The 16,192-nt window shown below is 55.0% G+C and carries 16 protein-coding genes and 2 pseudogenes; 15 read left to right on the top strand and 3 right to left on the bottom strand.

Translation table 11 applies throughout. The features are described from left to right. Positions 1-226: 226 nt before the first annotated feature. A pseudogene (locus tag ACVCAM_RS24670) lies at positions 227-475 on the bottom strand (transposase); the annotation flags it as partial. Positions 476-701: 226 nt separating this feature from the next. Beyond that, the gene (locus ACVCAM_RS24665; RefSeq protein ID WP_047721748.1) at positions 702-1,424 is read right to left on the bottom strand and encodes a YagK/YfjJ domain-containing protein; all 723 of its coding nucleotides are present in this window, start codon (positions 1,422-1,424) and stop codon (positions 702-704) included. 418 nt (positions 1,425-1,842) lie between these two features. On the opposite strand from ACVCAM_RS24665, the pseudogene ACVCAM_RS24660 reads away from it, so the two are divergent. From ACVCAM_RS24660 to add, 3 genes and pseudogenes are all read left to right on the top strand, one after another. Next, positions 1,843-2,310, top strand: a pseudogene (locus ACVCAM_RS24660) (glucose PTS transporter subunit EIIB); the annotation flags it as partial. Positions 2,311-2,358: 48 nt separating this feature from the next. Further along, complete coding sequence (locus ACVCAM_RS24655; protein WP_008500560.1) at positions 2,359-3,531, top strand: MalY/PatB family protein; 1,173 nt, start codon at positions 2,359-2,361, stop codon at positions 3,529-3,531. 96 nt (positions 3,532-3,627) lie between these two features. Beyond that, positions 3,628-4,629 (top strand): adenosine deaminase, encoded by a 1,002-nt coding sequence (gene add / locus ACVCAM_RS24650; protein ID WP_447093723.1) that lies wholly within the window; start codon positions 3,628-3,630, stop codon positions 4,627-4,629. Between the two features lie 55 nt (positions 4,630-4,684). On the opposite strand, the gene ACVCAM_RS24645 is transcribed toward add, so the two are convergent. After that, complete coding sequence (locus ACVCAM_RS24645; protein ID WP_213375078.1) at positions 4,685-5,725, bottom strand: oxidoreductase; 1,041 nt, start codon at positions 5,723-5,725, stop codon at positions 4,685-4,687. Positions 5,726-5,968: 243 nt separating this feature from the next. On the opposite strand from ACVCAM_RS24645, the gene blr reads away from it, so the two are divergent. The 12 genes from blr to gstA all read left to right on the top strand — a co-directional run bounded on the left by blr (position 5,969) and on the right by gstA (position 16,135). Then, positions 5,969-6,094: a division septum protein Blr gene (blr, locus tag ACVCAM_RS24640; RefSeq protein ID WP_168112406.1), complete on the top strand. Its 126-nt coding sequence runs from the start codon at positions 5,969-5,971 to the stop codon at positions 6,092-6,094. 231 nt (positions 6,095-6,325) lie between these two features. Beyond that, a complete protein-coding gene (gene ydgT / locus ACVCAM_RS24635; RefSeq protein WP_006174966.1) occupies positions 6,326-6,541 on the top strand; it encodes a transcription modulator YdgT in 216 nt (71 codons plus the stop codon). 86 nt (positions 6,542-6,627) lie between these two features. Then, positions 6,628-7,068 carry a DUF2569 domain-containing protein gene (locus tag ACVCAM_RS24630; RefSeq protein WP_021241142.1) on the top strand — a complete coding sequence of 147 codons (441 nt, stop codon included), beginning with the start codon at positions 6,628-6,630 and terminating at the stop codon, positions 7,066-7,068. Between the two features lie 76 nt (positions 7,069-7,144). Then, the gene (rsxA, locus tag ACVCAM_RS24625; RefSeq protein WP_008500564.1) at positions 7,145-7,726 is read left to right on the top strand and encodes an electron transport complex subunit RsxA; all 582 of its coding nucleotides are present in this window, start codon (positions 7,145-7,147) and stop codon (positions 7,724-7,726) included. After that, positions 7,726-8,304 (top strand): electron transport complex subunit RsxB, encoded by a 579-nt coding sequence (gene rsxB / locus ACVCAM_RS24620; protein ID WP_008500565.1) that lies wholly within the window; start codon positions 7,726-7,728, stop codon positions 8,302-8,304. The genes rsxA and rsxB overlap by 1 nt, the downstream gene beginning before the upstream one ends. After that, a complete protein-coding gene (gene rsxC / locus ACVCAM_RS24615; protein WP_262792036.1) occupies positions 8,297-10,318 on the top strand; it encodes an electron transport complex subunit RsxC in 2,022 nt (673 codons plus the stop codon). The genes rsxB and rsxC overlap by 8 nt, the downstream gene beginning before the upstream one ends. Next, on the top strand, positions 10,319-11,371 hold the full coding sequence (rsxD, locus tag ACVCAM_RS24610; RefSeq protein WP_447093722.1) for an electron transport complex subunit RsxD: 1,053 nt from the start codon (positions 10,319-10,321) through the stop codon (positions 11,369-11,371). 10 nt (positions 11,372-11,381) lie between these two features. Continuing rightward, the gene (gene rsxG / locus ACVCAM_RS24605) at positions 11,382-12,002 is read left to right on the top strand and encodes an electron transport complex subunit RsxG (RefSeq protein ID WP_023292623.1); all 621 of its coding nucleotides are present in this window, start codon (positions 11,382-11,384) and stop codon (positions 12,000-12,002) included. 2 nt (positions 12,003-12,004) lie between these two features. Beyond that, positions 12,005-12,691 (top strand): electron transport complex subunit E, encoded by a 687-nt coding sequence (locus ACVCAM_RS24600; protein ID WP_008500569.1) that lies wholly within the window; start codon positions 12,005-12,007, stop codon positions 12,689-12,691. Further along, a complete protein-coding gene (gene nth / locus ACVCAM_RS24595; RefSeq protein WP_008500570.1) occupies positions 12,688-13,323 on the top strand; it encodes an endonuclease III in 636 nt (211 codons plus the stop codon). Before ACVCAM_RS24600 ends, nth begins: the two co-directional genes overlap by 4 nt. 592 nt (positions 13,324-13,915) lie before the next feature. Beyond that, positions 13,916-15,424, top strand: coding sequence for a dipeptide/tripeptide permease DtpA (dtpA, locus tag ACVCAM_RS24590; RefSeq protein WP_008500571.1), 1,509 nt, complete (start codon positions 13,916-13,918; stop codon positions 15,422-15,424). Between the two features lie 105 nt (positions 15,425-15,529). Continuing rightward, the gene (gene gstA, locus ACVCAM_RS24585) at positions 15,530-16,135 is read left to right on the top strand and encodes a glutathione transferase GstA (protein ID WP_008500572.1); all 606 of its coding nucleotides are present in this window, start codon (positions 15,530-15,532) and stop codon (positions 16,133-16,135) included. The last annotated feature ends 57 nt before the right edge of the window (positions 16,136-16,192 follow it).

Here is a 16,192-nt window from a genome sequence, read left to right as displayed (position 1 = left end):
CGGACCAAATGATACGTCAGTGGGAGAGATCTCACTAAAAACTGGGGATAACGCCTTAAATGGCGAAGAAACGGTCTAAATAGGCTGATTCAAGGCATTTACGGGAGAAAAAATCGGCTCAAACATGAAGAAATGAAATGACTGAGTCAGCCGAGAAGAATTTCCCCGCTTATTCGCACCTTCCATAATTGAAAGGGGTGTTGCATTGACAGATTGAATCTACAGCGGCTTTTTTTAATATGTCCCGTTCGTCCGTAACCCGCTTCAACTCTTTCTGAAGACGGCGGATCTCGGCCTGAGCATCTGACTGTTCATTATGAGTGGAAGAATCCGGGCCGTACTTCTTTATCCAGGCGTAAAGACTGTGAGTGGTGATATCGAGACGTGCTGCAACACTGGAAACAGAATGACCACGATCAACAACCTGTTTGACTGCTTCAATTTTAAACTCTTCAGGATAACGCTTACCGCTCATGGGCACCTCTCTTTAAGTCATCTTAAATGACTCTGAGGTGTCTGTTAAACCCGTGGCGATTCAACTATAGTTGAACTATCATGCATCTGACCGAAGCATAAAGTTAACCAGGAACAAATCATGCCTTAAAACGCTCTGAGCGAGGCTTTAAGCGATTTTCATGATATGGGTAATGCGATTGCATACCTTGGAAAGAAAAACGCGCTACGGGCCTCCTGCGCGATATTTACGAATTCAGTACTTTGCTACTCAATTTTGATGTTGAGTACATGCGCGTTCCCTTCCCTGTTTGCGCTTTACCGCGTTCTTTTGCCAGGTAAGAAAGCCAGAATACCGGACCTTCGAGTGATGAAGGATGTTCACGATGAATGACGTAGTGATCGGGATAGTCTTTAGTGGCTTTAGCCAAGTTTACCAGCGTTGCTTTACCACCTGTCAGTTTCATCCAGATTTCCGTAATAATACCAGCGCTCCCTCTTTCTGGCGTTCCAAACCATCTTACCGAACGATGTGGAAGTGCAATCCAGCAATGGTAATGGGGTTGTGAAGCCTTTTCCTGTTCGCAAACCCAACCGTAAGCAAAATCGATAATAGGTTCCGATAAACCGTTATTCCCAGACCCTAGGCGGTCACGTAATCGTTTGAACAAGTTGCGTATGTATTTGTTACCTGCTTCAACAGAAGTGAACTCAGGGAGGTGGAGATCAAAACGGGTAAGGAACACTCGACTGTAGAGCTTCAGGATTGCGTTCAGTTCGTTGATTGTTGAAATAAGTATGTCATGACGAACACCAGAGCCGATTCTTGTGTTAATCCGGTATGCATGACCATCATGAACAAAGGAGTTGCCATTAATTGTTTTGTAACGTCCGTGTTCATGGTAGACGGTACGAAAACTTGTTGCCGATAAAACCGACGATTCGAATAGGGTTTGTGATTGTTGCATCATTGTTAAATTAACCTTTTTGTACTCAGAAAGAGATCACACCCCCTACATAGTTACTACCTAAAACCACGGTAAAACGATGGCATTTGCGATAGCGCAAAGCCGCCTTGCATCTGACGTTGGGGATGTTTTCGAGGAGAGAAATACTACGGAACAAAGTTTACGGAAATATTTATAATAACTCATTATCATATCAGAAGGAGTGAAAGGTGGCAACGGAAATCATGCCTTGATAAAAGAGGGATGATGATTGTGTGGGGTGTTGGTAACAACGGAGAAATTCAAAGGGATTTACAATCTTGTCTTTGGCTTCCTTCCGGCATACACAGTTGAGTGGGAGCTGTAATTTTCAACATTGCAGTAACCTGATTGTTCACAGTGTACATCGGCAAATATCAATTATACCCATTACACTTCAGTGAACACTGACGGCAACGTGATCGACTTCGTGGTGTTCGGGATCCTGCACGGCCTGTCGACTAAGTGGTATCTGGTCCCTGTCGTGGCGGCAATCTGGTTTGCGGTGTACTACGGGATCTTCCGCTTCGCCATCACCCGCTTTAACCTGAAAACGCCAGGACGCGATATTGATACGGCCACCAGCGTTGAACAGGCGGTTGCCGGTTCCGTGGGCAAATCCGGCTATAACACCCCTGCCATTCTGGCGGCGCTGGGCGGTGCGGATAACATCACCTCGCTGGATAACTGCATTACCCGCCTGCGTTTGTCGGTGGCGGATATGTCAAAAGTGGATACCAACGCCCTAAAGGCCAACCGGGCCATCGGCGTGGTACAGTTAAACCAGCACAATTTGCAGGTGGTTATCGGCCCGCAGGTACAGTCAGTGAAAGATGAGCTGGCGACCCTGATGCGAACAGTAGAAGCCTGATGCCTCAGCCCCCTCACCATGAGGGGGTTTTACGTTAAGGATTAAAGCATGTTTGATTTCTCAACCGTCGTGGATCGACACGGCACCTGGTGTACGCAGTGGGACTATGTCGCCGACCGCTTTGGCGCGGCGGATCTGCTGCCCTTCACCATCTCGGATATGGATTTCGCCACCGCCCCCTGCATAACCGACGCGCTGCAACAGCGCATTCATCACGGCGTGTTTGGCTATAGCCGCTGGAAAAACGACGAGTTTCTCGCCGCCGTCGCACACTGGTTCCAGCAGCGCTTTAACACCCGAATTGATACCGAAAGCGTGGTTTATGGCCCCTCCGTCATCTACATGGTCTCGGAACTGATTCGCCTCTGGTCAAAACCCGGCGACGGCGTGGTGGTTCACACCCCGGCATACGATGCCTTTTACAAAGCCATAGAGGGAAACGGGCGTCGTGTTGTGGCGGTTGAAATGGAAAAACAGGCCGCTGGCTGGCAGGGCAATATGGCAGCCCTGGAAGCGGCGCTGGCGAAACCGGAAAACAAAATTTTGCTGCTGTGCAGCCCGCAGAATCCGACCGGCAAGGTCTGGACGCGGGATGAATTGACGCAGATGGCGGAACTCTGCGAGCGCTATGACGTGGCGGTTATCAGCGATGAAATCCATATGGACATGGTGTGGGGAGAACATCGTCACACGCCGTGGACCGCAGTGGCGCGGAGCAAATGGGCGCTTCTGACCTCCGGCTCGAAAAGCTTTAACATTCCGGCGCTGACGGGGGCTTATGGCCTGATCGGCGATGAAGAGAGCCGTAACGGCTATCTCAGCGCGTTAAAAGGTCGGGACGGGCTCTCTTCCCCTTCCGTGCTGGCGCTAACGGCGCATATCGCCGCCTATCAGCAAGGGGGGCCGTGGCTGGATGCCCTGCGGGGTTATCTGGAAGAGAATCTGTTGTATATCGCTCAGGAAGTAAACCGCGCTTTTCCGAAACTCAACTGGCAGCCGCCGGAAGCGACCTATCTCGCCTGGATCGATCTGCGTCCGCTGAATATTGACGATCGGGCGCTGCAAAAAGTGCTGATTGAGCAGCAAAAGGTCGCCATCATGCCGGGATATACCTATGGAAAAGAGGGAAATGGCTTCGTACGCCTGAATGCGGGCTGCCCGCGCAGCAAGCTGGAGCAAGGGGTTCAACGCCTGATTGCCGGCATTAATACGCTTCTGTAATCAATTTGCGCAACGGAATATTCCCTTGCGCAAATAGCTTTTTACCCCGTTTTGTTTTTATAATATGGCGCACTTTAACCAGAAAAGAGTGCGACCATGATTGATACACGCCTGCCTTTAACTGATATTCATCGTCACCTTGACGGTAACATTCGTGCCCAAACCATCCTCGATCTTGGCCGCCAGTTCAATTTAACGCTTCCTGCTCAGACCCTTGAGTCCCTGATCCCTCACGTGCAGGTGACCTCTAATGAACCGGACCTGGTCAGCTTCCTGAGCAAACTCGACTGGGGCGTGAAAATGCTGGCGTCGCTGGATGCCTGCCGCCGCGTGGCGTTTGAGAACATCGAAGATGCCGCCCGCAACGGCCTGCACTACGTCGAGCTGCGCTTCTCGCCGGGCTACATGGCGATGACCCACAACCTGCCCGTTGCAGGCGTCGTGGAAGCCGTCATTGAAGGCGTCCGCGAAGGGTGCAAAACCTTCGACGTTCAGGCTCGCCTGATCGGCATCATGAGCCGTACCTTCGGTGAAGCCGCCTGCCTGCAGGAGCTGGAAGCGCTGCTGGCCCATCGCGATGCCATCACCGCCGTCGATCTCGCCGGTGACGAGCTGGGCTTCCCGGGCAGCCTGTTCCTCTCCCACTTCAACCGCGCGCGCGATGCCGGCTGGCACATTACCGTGCACGCGGGTGAAGCGGCTGGCCCGGAAAGCATCTGGCAGGCCATCCGCGAGCTGGCCGCCGAACGTATCGGTCACGGCGTGAAGGCGGTAGAAGACCGCGCGCTGATGGATTTCCTGGCGGAGCAGCGTATCGGGATTGAGTCGTGCCTGACGTCTAACATTCAGACCAGCACCGTAGCATCGCTGTCGCAGCACCCGCTGAAAACCTTCCTCGAGCACGGCGTGCTGGCCTCGCTGAATACGGACGATCCGGCGGTTCAGGGCGTGGATATCATTCACGAGTACAACATCGCCGCACCGCAGGCGGGTCTGAGCCGCGAGCAGATCCGTCAGGCGCAGATCAACGGGCTGGAGATCGCCTTCCTGACGCCTGCAGAGAAGCAGGCGCTGCGGGATAAGGTGGCAACCGCTTAACCCCCTTTGCCGGGTGGCGGCTACGCCTTACCCGGCCTACAACAACGTCAAAAACTTATGCCAGACAGAGCGTCGCGCGATGTTTGGCAGATTCGATCCCCAGCTCAATCAGCTCCATAATCTGTATCGCCTGGCTGGCCGGAACCGGATTCTCTCCCGTGCCGTTCAGCGCATCGCGGATAGCGGCATAATACGCCGGATAGTTACCCGGTATCGTCAGCAAGGTCTCCTCGACCAGCTCCTCGCCTTCCACCCGCGTGACGACGCCGTCGCGCATATCATAGCCCCAGTCTTCCTGCGGCAGACGCTCACCGTTTTTCAGCCTGTCTTCCTGCGGATCGAGACCAAACTTCACGTAGCTGCCGCGCGTGCCGTGAATAATGTAACGGGCAGATTCTGCCGCCGCGACCATCGTCCCGTGCAGCACAATTCGCCGCTGCGGGTAACTGAGCACCGCGTGGAAGTAATCGGTCGTCTGCGCACCGGGCCTGAGCTGGGCCAGATCGACCGTCATGCTCACCGGCAGGCCAAAGAGATTGACGACCTGATCCAGCAGATGCGGGGCTAAATCATACCAGATACCGCTGCCAGGACCGGCCTGCTCGCGCCAGCGGTTTCGTACCTGCGGGCGAAAGCGGTCAAAGTGCGACTCAAAAAAGAGGATCTCCCCTAACGTACCTTCACTGAGAAGCCGTTTTACCGTCAGAAAATCGCTGTCCCAGCGGCGGTTATGGAACACCGACAGCAGCCTGCCCAGACTCTTTGCCAGCGCATCCAGCTCGCGAGCCTGTGACAGTGTCACGGTAAAGGGTTTATCGACAACCACATGCTTCCCGGCTTCCAGCGCGGCCTTTGCCAGCGGAAAGTGGGTATCGTTCGGCGTGGGAATGACGATTAAATCAATGTTTGGATCGTTGAAAAGATGTTTTGGCTCGGAGACAACCGGCACAGAAGGCCAGTCTGCATGGACTTTAGCAGCGTCGCTGCTGGATACCGCCGCCAGCGTCATCCCAGGCGTCCCGGCTATCAGAGGCGCATGAAACGTTTTGCTCGCGTACCCGTAACCAATAAGCCCAACGCGGATATTATCACTCATAGTGTCATCCTCTTTTAAGTCGTTCTTATTTCACACTGGCTAGTTTGGCATTAGCACGGATTAATAATGTGCCGTATGACGTAAAATAGCAGGTTATACGGATTGTTTTTGTTACATAGTATTAACCTACTGATTTTGTTTAAGGGAACCGTTCCCAAAGCCCTTGCCGTCAGAGAAACGTCGCTGTAACATTTGCGCCCTGTCTTTATGGATAAAGTACAATTACACATCATGACGTCAATTATTAATCGAATCATTGAATTAGCGGGATGGATTGTCCTTGGGGTGTCGGTCATTTTGCTGGGCGTTGCCAGCCATATCGATAACTACCAGCCGCCGGAGCCTGTCACCGTCGCTCAACCTAAGTAACCGGTTACTGCAATAAAGAGTGACATAATATGTCAGTTACTTATTGCCAGCCCTGGTGAACACGGTTAACCTTCTCTTCCAGGCATCGTCTGATGCCTGAATTTCAGCAAAGAAAACTCCTAATTTCGTCGCGTTACCTGAGTGGGCTGTTTACGTCTTTATTAATCCGTTTATTATTCGAACGAATTACCTTAACTGGTATTACTCACTTTTATATGGAAACTTATTAATATGACAGTTCAGGACTATTTATTAAAATTTCGCAAGATCAATTCGCTTGAGAGCCTGGAAAAACTGTTTGACCATCTGAACTACACCCTGTCGGATAATCAGGAAATCATTAATATGTATCGCGCCGCTGACCATCGCCGTGCGGAGCTGGTCTCCGGTGGCCGTTTGTTCAACGTCGGCGAAGTGCCAAAGTCCGTGTGGCGTTACGTTTTATAAGAGAGTAGCCATCCGCGCGAAATGTTATATACTCTCCGCCCTGCCAACTGGCTGTACAACATTTCGCGCAGATTATGGGAGAGTTCATGACCGCAACGCCTGGAGAACGCATTGGAGGCTGGTTAATCGCCCCACTGGCATGGCTGCTGGTTGCCTTATTAAGCGCATCACTTGCGCTGCTGCTTTATACCACCGCACTGATTACCCCTCACGCCATTCAGACTCTGTTGTCGCAAAGCGTGCTTAATATTGCTTTGTGGTTTGTGTCGTTCGTTTTCGCGATCGGGATGTGGTACTACACGCTGTGGCTGACCATCGCCTTCTTTAAGCGCCGTAAGAATGTGCCTAAGCACTACATTATCTGGCTGCTGGTTTCGGTCCTGCTGGCGGTGAAGGCGTTTGCTTTTTCGCCCGTTTCAGACGCGCTGGCCGTTCGTCAGCTGCTTTTCCCGTTGCTGGCCGCGGCGCTGCTGGTGCCCTACTTCAAGCGTTCGACGCGGGTGAAAAACACCTTCGTGAACCCGTAATAACCCTACAGATAACCTGTTGTCGCCTGCCTGGGTTTGTCCGATAATAGGCGGCTTTTTTATTTCAGGCTAAATAATGACCGATTACTTACTGCTCTTTGTCGGCACCGTGCTGGTTAACAACTTCGTTCTGGTGAAGTTCCTTGGCCTGTGCCCGTTTATGGGCGTTTCCAAAAAGCTGGAAACGGCAATGGGTATGGGGCTGGCGACGACCTTCGTCATGACGCTGGCGTCCATCTGCGCGTGGTGGATTGATACCTGGATCCTCATCCCGCTGGGGTTAACCTATCTCCGTACGCTGGCCTTTATTCTGGTTATCGCGGTGGTGGTGCAGTTTACCGAAATGGTGGTGCGCAAAACCAGCCCGGCGCTCTATCGCCTGCTGGGCATCTTCCTGCCGCTGATCACCACTAACTGCGCCGTTCTCGGCGTGGCGCTGCTGAACATCAACCTGGGTCATAACTTTATGCAATCGGCGCTGTATGGTTTTTCTGCGGCTGTCGGTTTCTCTCTGGTCATGGTGCTGTTTGCCTCTATTCGCGAGCGTCTGGCAGCAGCGGATATTCCTGCGCCCTTCCGCGGTAACGCGATTGCGCTGGTCACCGCCGGTTTAATGTCTCTGGCCTTTATGGGCTTTAGTGGTCTGGTGAAGTTGTAATGAATGCTATCTGGATTGCCATCGCCTCTATCAGCGTCCTGGGGTTGGTGTTTGGCCTTATCCTGGGTTACGCCTCCCGCCGTTTCGCGGTAGAGGACGATCCCGTTGTTGAGAAAATTGATGAGCTTCTGCCGCAAAGCCAGTGCGGGCAGTGTGGCTACCCGGGCTGCCGCCCTTACGCTGAAGCGGTAGGCATCCAGGGCGAAAAAATTAACCGCTGCGCCCCCGGCGGCGAAGCAGTCATGCTGAAAATTGCCGCCCTGCTTAACGTTGATCCGCAGCCGGTTGATGGCGACGCGGACGTGCAGGAGCCGGTCCGCGCGCTGGCCGTGATCGACGAAGCGAACTGCATCGGCTGTACCAAATGTATTCAGGCCTGCCCGGTCGACGCCATTGTTGGCGCAACGCGCGCCATGCACACCGTGGTGGCGGACCTGTGCACCGGCTGTAACCTCTGCGTAGCCCCCTGCCCGACGCAATGTATCGAGCTGCGCCCGGTTGAAACGACTACCGAAAGCTGGAAATGGGATCTTCAAACCATTCCGGTTCGCAATATTCCTGTGGAACAACATGCTTAAGTTATTTTCTGCTTTCAGAAAAGAGAAGATTTGGGACTTTGACGGCGGTATTCACCCACCAGAGATGAAAACCCAGTCTAACGGCACGCCGCTGCGTCAAATACCGCTGGCGACCCGTTTCGTCATGCCGCTCAAGCAGCACATTGGCGCTGAGGGTGAGCTGTGCGTGAAAGAAGGCGATACGGTTCTTCGCGGTCAGCCGCTGACCTTTGGTCGCGGACGTATGCTGCCGGTGCACGCCCCCACCTCCGGTAAGGTGGTCGCCATCGCGCCTCATACGGTGCCGCATCCGTCAGCGCTCTCAGAGCTGAGCGTGATTATTGAAGCCGACGGCGAAGACCGCTGGATCGACCGCGATGGCTGGAGCGACTACCGCTCCCGCAGCCGCGAGGCGCTTATCGAGCGCATTCATCAGTTCGGCGTTGCTGGACTGGGTGGCGCAGGCTTCCCGACCGGCGTCAAGCTGCGCGGCGGTGGCGATAACATTCAGACGCTGATTATCAACGCCGCCGAATGCGAACCGTACATCACCGCCGACGATCGTCTGATGCAGGACTGCGCCGCCCAGGTGGTGGAAGGCATCCGCATCCTTGCGCACATTCTGCAGCCGCGAGAAGTGCTGATTGGTATCGAAGACAATAAACCGCAGTCTATCTCAATGCTGCGCGCCGTGCTGGCGGGCAGTCACGATATTAGCCTGCGCGTTATCCCGACCAAATACCCCTCTGGCGGTGCTAAACAGCTGACGCAAATTCTCACCGGTAAGCAGGTTCCGCACGGCGGACGCTCTTCAGATATCGGCGTGCTGATGCAGAACGTCGGGACCGCGTACGCCGTGAAGCGCGCGGTGATCGACGGCGAGCCGCTGACCGAACGCGTGGTAACGCTGACCGGGGAAGCGGTCTCTCGTCCGGGCAACGTCTGGGCGCGTCTGGGTACGCCGGTGCGTCACCTGCTGGAGCAGGCTGAGTTTTGCCCGTCCAGCGACCAGATGGTGATCATGGGCGGCCCGCTGATGGGCTTTACCCTGCCGTGGCTCGATGTGCCGGTAGTCAAAATCACCAACTGCCTGCTCGCCCCTTCCCCGACCGAGATGGGTGAAGAGCAGGAAGAAAAAGGCTGTATTCGCTGCAGCGCCTGTGCCGACGCCTGCCCGGCGGATCTGCTTCCGCAGCAGCTGTACTGGTACAGCAAAGGCCAGCTGCACGACAAGGCGACAGCCCATAACCTGGCCGACTGCATCGAATGCGGCGCCTGCGCCTGGGTCTGCCCTAGCAACATTCCTCTGGTGCAGTATTTCCGCCAGGAGAAGGCGGAAATTTATGCCATCTCCATGGAAGAAAAACGCGCGGCGGAAGCCAAGGCACGCTTTGAAGCGCGCCAGGCGCGACTGGAGCGTGAAAAAATCGCCCGTCAGGAGCGCCATAAGCAGGCCGCCGTTCAGCCCGGAGAGAAAGATCAGGATGCGATTAACGCCGCACTGGCCCGCGTTCGCGAGAAAAAAGCGACCGCGGCGCAGCCTGTGGTGATCCCGGCTGGCGAGAAGCCGGACAACAGCGAAGCCATTGCGGCGCGTGAAGCGCGTAAAGCTCAGGCTCGCGCCCGTCAGGCTGAAAAAGCGCAAACGGTCCAGACGGATGCTGAGATCGACCCGCGTAAAGCGGCCGTTGAAGCGGCAATAGCCCGCGCTAAAGCCCGCAAAGCCGGTGAGCAAAGCGTGGTGGTTGAGCAGGAAGCGGTCGACCCTCGCAAAGCGGCCGTTGAGGCAGCGATTGCCCGTGCCAAAGCCCGCAAAGCGGCGCAGCAGACGCCAACCGCAGAACCCGACGCGCCGGTCGATCCGCGTAAAGCCGCCGTCGAAGCGGCGATTGCCCGCGCTAAAGCCCGCAAAGCGGCGCAGCAGGATGAGCAACCGCAGGCCGCCAACGATGACCCGCGCAAAGCCGCCGTCGCCGCCGCCATTGCGCGCGTTCAGGCAAAGAAAGCCGCACAGCAAGCAGTTAACGAGGATTAAATGGTTTTCAGAATCGCAAGCTCCCCTTACACCCACAATCAGCGCCAGACATCGCACATTATGATGCTGGTCTGCCTGGCGGCGCTGCCGGGCATTGCCGTTCAGTGCTGGTTTTTCGGCTGGGGAACCCTGTTCCAGATAATCCTGGGCTGTGCCAGCGCCTTAGCGGCGGAAGCCCTTGTCCTTAAGCTGCGCAAGGCGGCGGTCTCCCGCATTCTGGCTGATAACTCCGCGCTGCTGACCGGGCTGCTGCTGGCGATCAGTATCCCGCCGTTTGCTCCATGGTGGATGGTGGTCCTCGGCACCGTGTTTGCGGTGATCATTGCCAAACAGCTGTATGGCGGACTCGGCCATAACCCGTTTAACCCGGCGATGATTGGCTACGTGGTGCTGCTGATCTCCTTCCCGGTACAGATGACCAGCTGGCTGCCACCGCACGAGATTGCGGCCACGGTTCCGGGCTTTATGGATGCTCTGCACGTGATCTTTACCGGTCATACGGCACTCGGTGCGGATATGAACGCGCTGCGCATGGGCGTGGACGGGATCAGCCAGGCGACGCCGCTTGATACTTTTAAAACGTCCCTGCATGCCGGGCACAGCGTTGAGCAGATCATGAAATCCGCCATCTACAGCGGCGCACTGGCGGGTGCCGGCTGGCAGTGGGTCAACCTGGCGTATCTGCTGGGCGGCCTGTTCCTGCTGCAGCAGAAAGCCATCCGCTGGCATATTCCGGTCAGCTTCCTCGTGACGCTGGCGGTCTGCGCCACGCTGGGCTGGGTATTCTCTCCTGAATCACTGGCCAGCCCGCAGCTGCACCTGCTCTCCGGGGCGACCATGCTGGGTGCCTTCTTTATCCTGACGGATCCGGTGACGGCCTCAACGACTAACCGCGGGCGCCTGATCTTCGGCGCGCTGGCAGGCCTGCTGGTCTGGCTCATCCGCAGCTTTGGCGGGTACCCGGACGGCGTGGCTTTTGCCGTCCTGCTTGCCAACATTACCGTTCCGCTCATCGACTATTACACGCGTCCGCGCGTGTACGGCCATCGCTAAGGGTCTCGCCATGTTCAAAACGATGCAAAAACACGGCGTCACGCTGGCTGTCTTCGCCGCGGTCCTGACAGGGCTGACGGCGCTGGTAAATGCGCTGACCAAAACGACCATCGAAGAGCAGGCCTCGAAGCAGCAAAAGGCGCTGTTCGATCAGGTGATCCCGGCGGAATTCTACGATAACGACCTGCAAAAAAGCTGCTTTGTGGTAGACGCGCCGCAGCTTGGGAAAGGCCCGCACCGCCTCTTTATTGCCCGAAAAGGGGATAAACCGGTCGGCGCGGTGATGGAAGCGACGGCGCCTGACGGCTATTCCGGTGCCATTCAGCTCCTCGTGGGCAGCGATTTCTCCGGCACCATACTGGGCACCCGCGTGACGGAACACCATGAAACGCCGGGTCTTGGCGATAAAATTGAAACCCGTCTGAGCGACTGGATTTTGCACTTTGCCGGTAAAGTGATCCATGGCGAAGGTGATACCGCGTTTGCGGTGAAGAAAGATGGCGGCGAGTTCGACCAGTTCACCGGGGCGACCATCACCCCACGTGCGGTGGTGAATGCCGTAAAACGAGCCGGGCTGTACGCTGAAACGCTGCCCGCGCAAATCAACAATCTTCCGGCCTGTGAGGAGTAATCATGAGCCAGGTTAAAGAGGTTATTGTCCAGGGGTTGTGGAAAAACAACTCCGCGCTGGTTCAGCTTCTGGGCATGTGCCCACTGCTGGCGGTGACATCCACCGCCACCAACGCGCTCGGTCTGGGTCTGGCAACCACGCTGGTATTGACCCTGACCAACCTCTCCATCTCTGCCCTGCGCCGCTGGACGCCGTCGGAAATTCGTATTCCTATTTACGTCATGATCATTGCGTCGGTGGTCAGTATTGTTCAGATGCTGATTAACGCCTACGCGTTCGGTCTGTACCAGTCGCTCGGGATCTTCATTCCCCTTATCGTCACCAACTGTATCGTGGTCGGGCGTGCGGAAGCCTTTGCGGTGAAAAACAGTCCGGCCATGTCGGCGCTGGACGGTTTTTCTATTGGCATGGGTGCCACCTGCGCCATGTTCGTGCTGGGCTCGCTGCGCGAGATCCTCGGCAACGGTACGCTGTTCGACGGCGCTGATGCGCTGCTGGGCGGCTGGGCCAAAGCGCTGCGTATTGAAGTGTTCCACACCGATACGCCATTCCTGCTGGCGATGCTGCCGCCTGGCGCGTTTATTGGTCTTGGCATGATGCTGGCGATAAAATACCTGATTGACGAGAAACGTAAGCGCCGCGCGGCTGAGCGCAGCGTTCTGGAAGGGACACCCGAGAAGGCCTCATGAATAAAGAAAAGCGCATTGCGATCCTGACCCGTCTGCGGGACGAGAACCCGCACCCGACGACGGAGCTGAATTTTACCTCCCCGTTTGAGCTGCTGATCGCCGTGTTGCTCTCTGCACAGGCGACCGACGTGAGCGTCAATAAAGCCACCGCCCTGCTCTATCCGGTCGCCAATACGCCGAAGGCCATGCTGGAGCTGGGCGTGGAAGGCGTGAAGTCCTATATCAAAACCATCGGCCTGTTTAACAGCAAAGCCGAGAACGTCATCAAGACCTGCCGGATCCTGCTGGAGCAGCACGGAGGCGAAGTGCCGGAAGACCGTGCCGCGCTGGAAGCCTTACCGGGCGTGGGGCGTAAAACGGCGAACGTGGTGCTCAATACCGCGTTTGGCTGGCCCACTATCGCCGTCGATACGCATATATTCCGCGTCTCTAACCGGACCAACTTCGCGCCGGGGAAAAATGTCGAGCAGGTCGAAGAGAAGCTGCTGAAAGTGGTTCCGGCGGAATTTAAGGTTGACTGCCATCACTGGCTGATTCTGCATGGTCGTTACACGTGTATTGCCCGTAAGCCTCGCTGCGGCTCCTGCATTATTGAAGATCTCTGCGAATACAAAGAAAAAGTGTACCCCTGAGGCATCTCAATCCCCTGACTAAAGAAGGGCTTTCAAACGCTCTTCTTTTGACCGTTATTTGTTCGCCTTTCGTTTCGCCTCACCTGTCACTTATTCGGCTCTTTAACGCTGAAACAGGTTAATAGTTTTTTCATAGCCGAAAATTTCTATACATCTGTGATCGCGATCACCCTGATAACTTCATGTTGTATTTTTGTTGTCAAAATCGACCTAAACCCTTTATCTGACAAGACAATCCTCTTTCTTTGCCGACGATAAGACCAGCTATTTTTCAGAATATGGGCTATATCACTGCCACAAGCGGCAAATAGCAGAACATATCGCCAGCAGCCCGTACTGACCGGTGATTACCAGTCGAAAAAACTACCTTTACTCAGCGTATGAAATTTAACGCTGAATAACATTTGCATGAACCGACGATTATACCATTCAGGATATATGTAACAGATTATTACAAACATATTGCCAGATGGGGCAGGATAGTGAACATTACCCGCCGTTTCTCCTCCCAATATAACTATAAGGCGTATGGACTACGGCCATCACGCTATGAACACCCCCGTTAATATGGGATGTAAAAAAAGAGGTATATGTGTCGACTGCAAACAATAAACCAACAGATGAAAGCGTGAGTCTGAACGCTTTTAAACAACCTAAAGCGTTCTATCTCATCTTCTCTATCGAGTTATGGGAGCGTTTTGGTTACTACGGCCTGCAAGGGATCATGGCGGTTTACCTGGTAAAACAGCTGGGTATGTCCGAAGCCGATTCCATCACGCTGTTCTCCTCCTTCAGTGCTCTGGTGTACGGTCTGGTCGCTATCGGCGGCTGGCTGGGCGATAAAGTCCTCGGAACTAAACGTGTCATCATGCTGGGCGCCATTGTTCTGGCGATTGGCTATGGACTGGTAGCATGGTCAGGGCATGATGCCGCTGTCGTGTATATGGGCATGGCCACGATCGCTGTGGGTAACGGTCTGTTCAAAGCGAACCCGTCTTCCCTGCTCTCTACCTGCTACAGCAAAGATGACCCGCGTCTGGACGGTGCATTTACCATGTACTACATGTCCATCAACATCGGTTCGTTCTTCTCGATGCTGGCAACCCCATGGCTCGCAGCAAAATTCGGCTGGAGCGTGGCGTTTGCACTGAGCTTCGTCGGTATGCTGATCACCGTGGTGAACTTCCTGTTCTGCCGCAGCTGGGTTAAAAACTACGGTTCAAAACCAGACTTCGAGCCTGTGCATATGGGCAAACTGCTGGCGACCATCGTAGGCGTTGTGGTCCTGGCGGCCATCGCTACCTGGCTGCTGCACAACCAGGGTATCGCACGTGCCGTTCTGGGCGTTGTGGCGCTGGGTATCGTGGTTATCTTCGCGAAAGAAGCATTCGCTATGCAGGGTGCTGCCCGTCGTAAGATGATCGTGGCCTTCATTCTGATGCTGGAAGCGATTATCTTCTTCGTGCTGTACAGCCAGATGCCAACCTCTCTGAACTTCTTCGCCATTCGTAACGTCGAGCACTCTATTCTGGGCATCGCGTTCGAACCGGAGCAGTATCAAGCACTGAACCCGTTCTGGATCATGATTGGTAGCCCGATTCTGGCCGCGATCTATAACAAGATGGGCGACCGTCTGCCAATGCCGCACAAGTTTGCTATCGGTATGGTGCTGTGTTCCGGCGCGTTCCTGGTGCTGCCGCTGGGTACCAAATTTGCTACCGACGCCGGTATCGTATCCGTTAACTGGCTGATCCTGAGCTACGCGCTGCAGTCTATCGGCGAACTGATGATCTCTGGTCTGGGTCTGGCAATGGTTGCACAGCTGGTTCCGCAGCGTCTGATGGGCTTCATTATGGGTAGCTGGTTCCTGACCACTGCCGGTGCAGCAATTATCGCCGGTAAGATTGCGAACCTGATGGCCGTGCCGGAAAACGTCACTGACCCACTGGTTTCCCTGAACGTCTACGGTACCGTGTTCATGCAGATTGGTATCGCGACTGCCGTTATTGCCGCTCTGATGCTGCTGACCGCACCGAAACTGAATCGCATGACTCAGGACGACGACAAGACCGCTAAGGCGACCAAAACCGCTACTGCGTGAAATCCGTGAGAAACGACTGACCAGAAGCCGCTAATTGATTAGCGGCTTTTTTTTTATCCGTTTGCGCACTAACATAGCTGAAACCTCAGCGAAAAGGAGTTACCGATGAAACTGTTCTACAAACCGGGCGCGTGCTCTCTTGCTTCCCATATCACCCTGCGCGAGAGCGGCAAAGATTTCACGCTGGATGGCGTTGATCTGATGAAAAAACGTCTGGAAAACGGCGATGACTTTCTTGCCATTAACCCGAAAGGACAGGTTCCGGCGCTCCTGCTGGATGACGGTACCCTGCTGACCGAAGGCGTGGCGATTATGCAGTTCCTGGCCGATAGCGTGCCCGATCGCCAGCTGCTGGCCCCGGTCAGTACGATTTCTCGCTATAAAACGCTGGAATGGCTGAACTACATTGCCACCGAGCTGCACAAAGGCTTTACGCCGCTGTTCCGCCCGGATACGCCGGAAGAGTTTAAGCCGACCCTGCGCGCCCTGCTGGAGAAAAAGCTGCAGTACGTTAACGAATCGCTGAAAGACGAACAGTGGATTGGCGGCTCACGCTTCACGATCGCTGATGCGTATCTGTTCACCGTGCTGCGCTGGGCACGTGCGGTTAAGCTGAATCTGGAAGGGTTAGACCACATTGCATCGTATATGAAACGCGTGGCTGAACGTCCTGCGGTGGCTGCGGCGCTGAAAGCGGAAGGTCTTAACTAATATCGCCCGGCGGCGCTGCTGTATGACCGGATACATAGGTGACAGATCAGACCGGGA

The sequence above is a fragment of the Enterobacter sp. CFEC122 genome (assembly GCF_052983755.1).
Note: the sequence above shows the minus strand (reverse complement) of the source record. Positions and strands in the feature narration are given on the sequence as shown.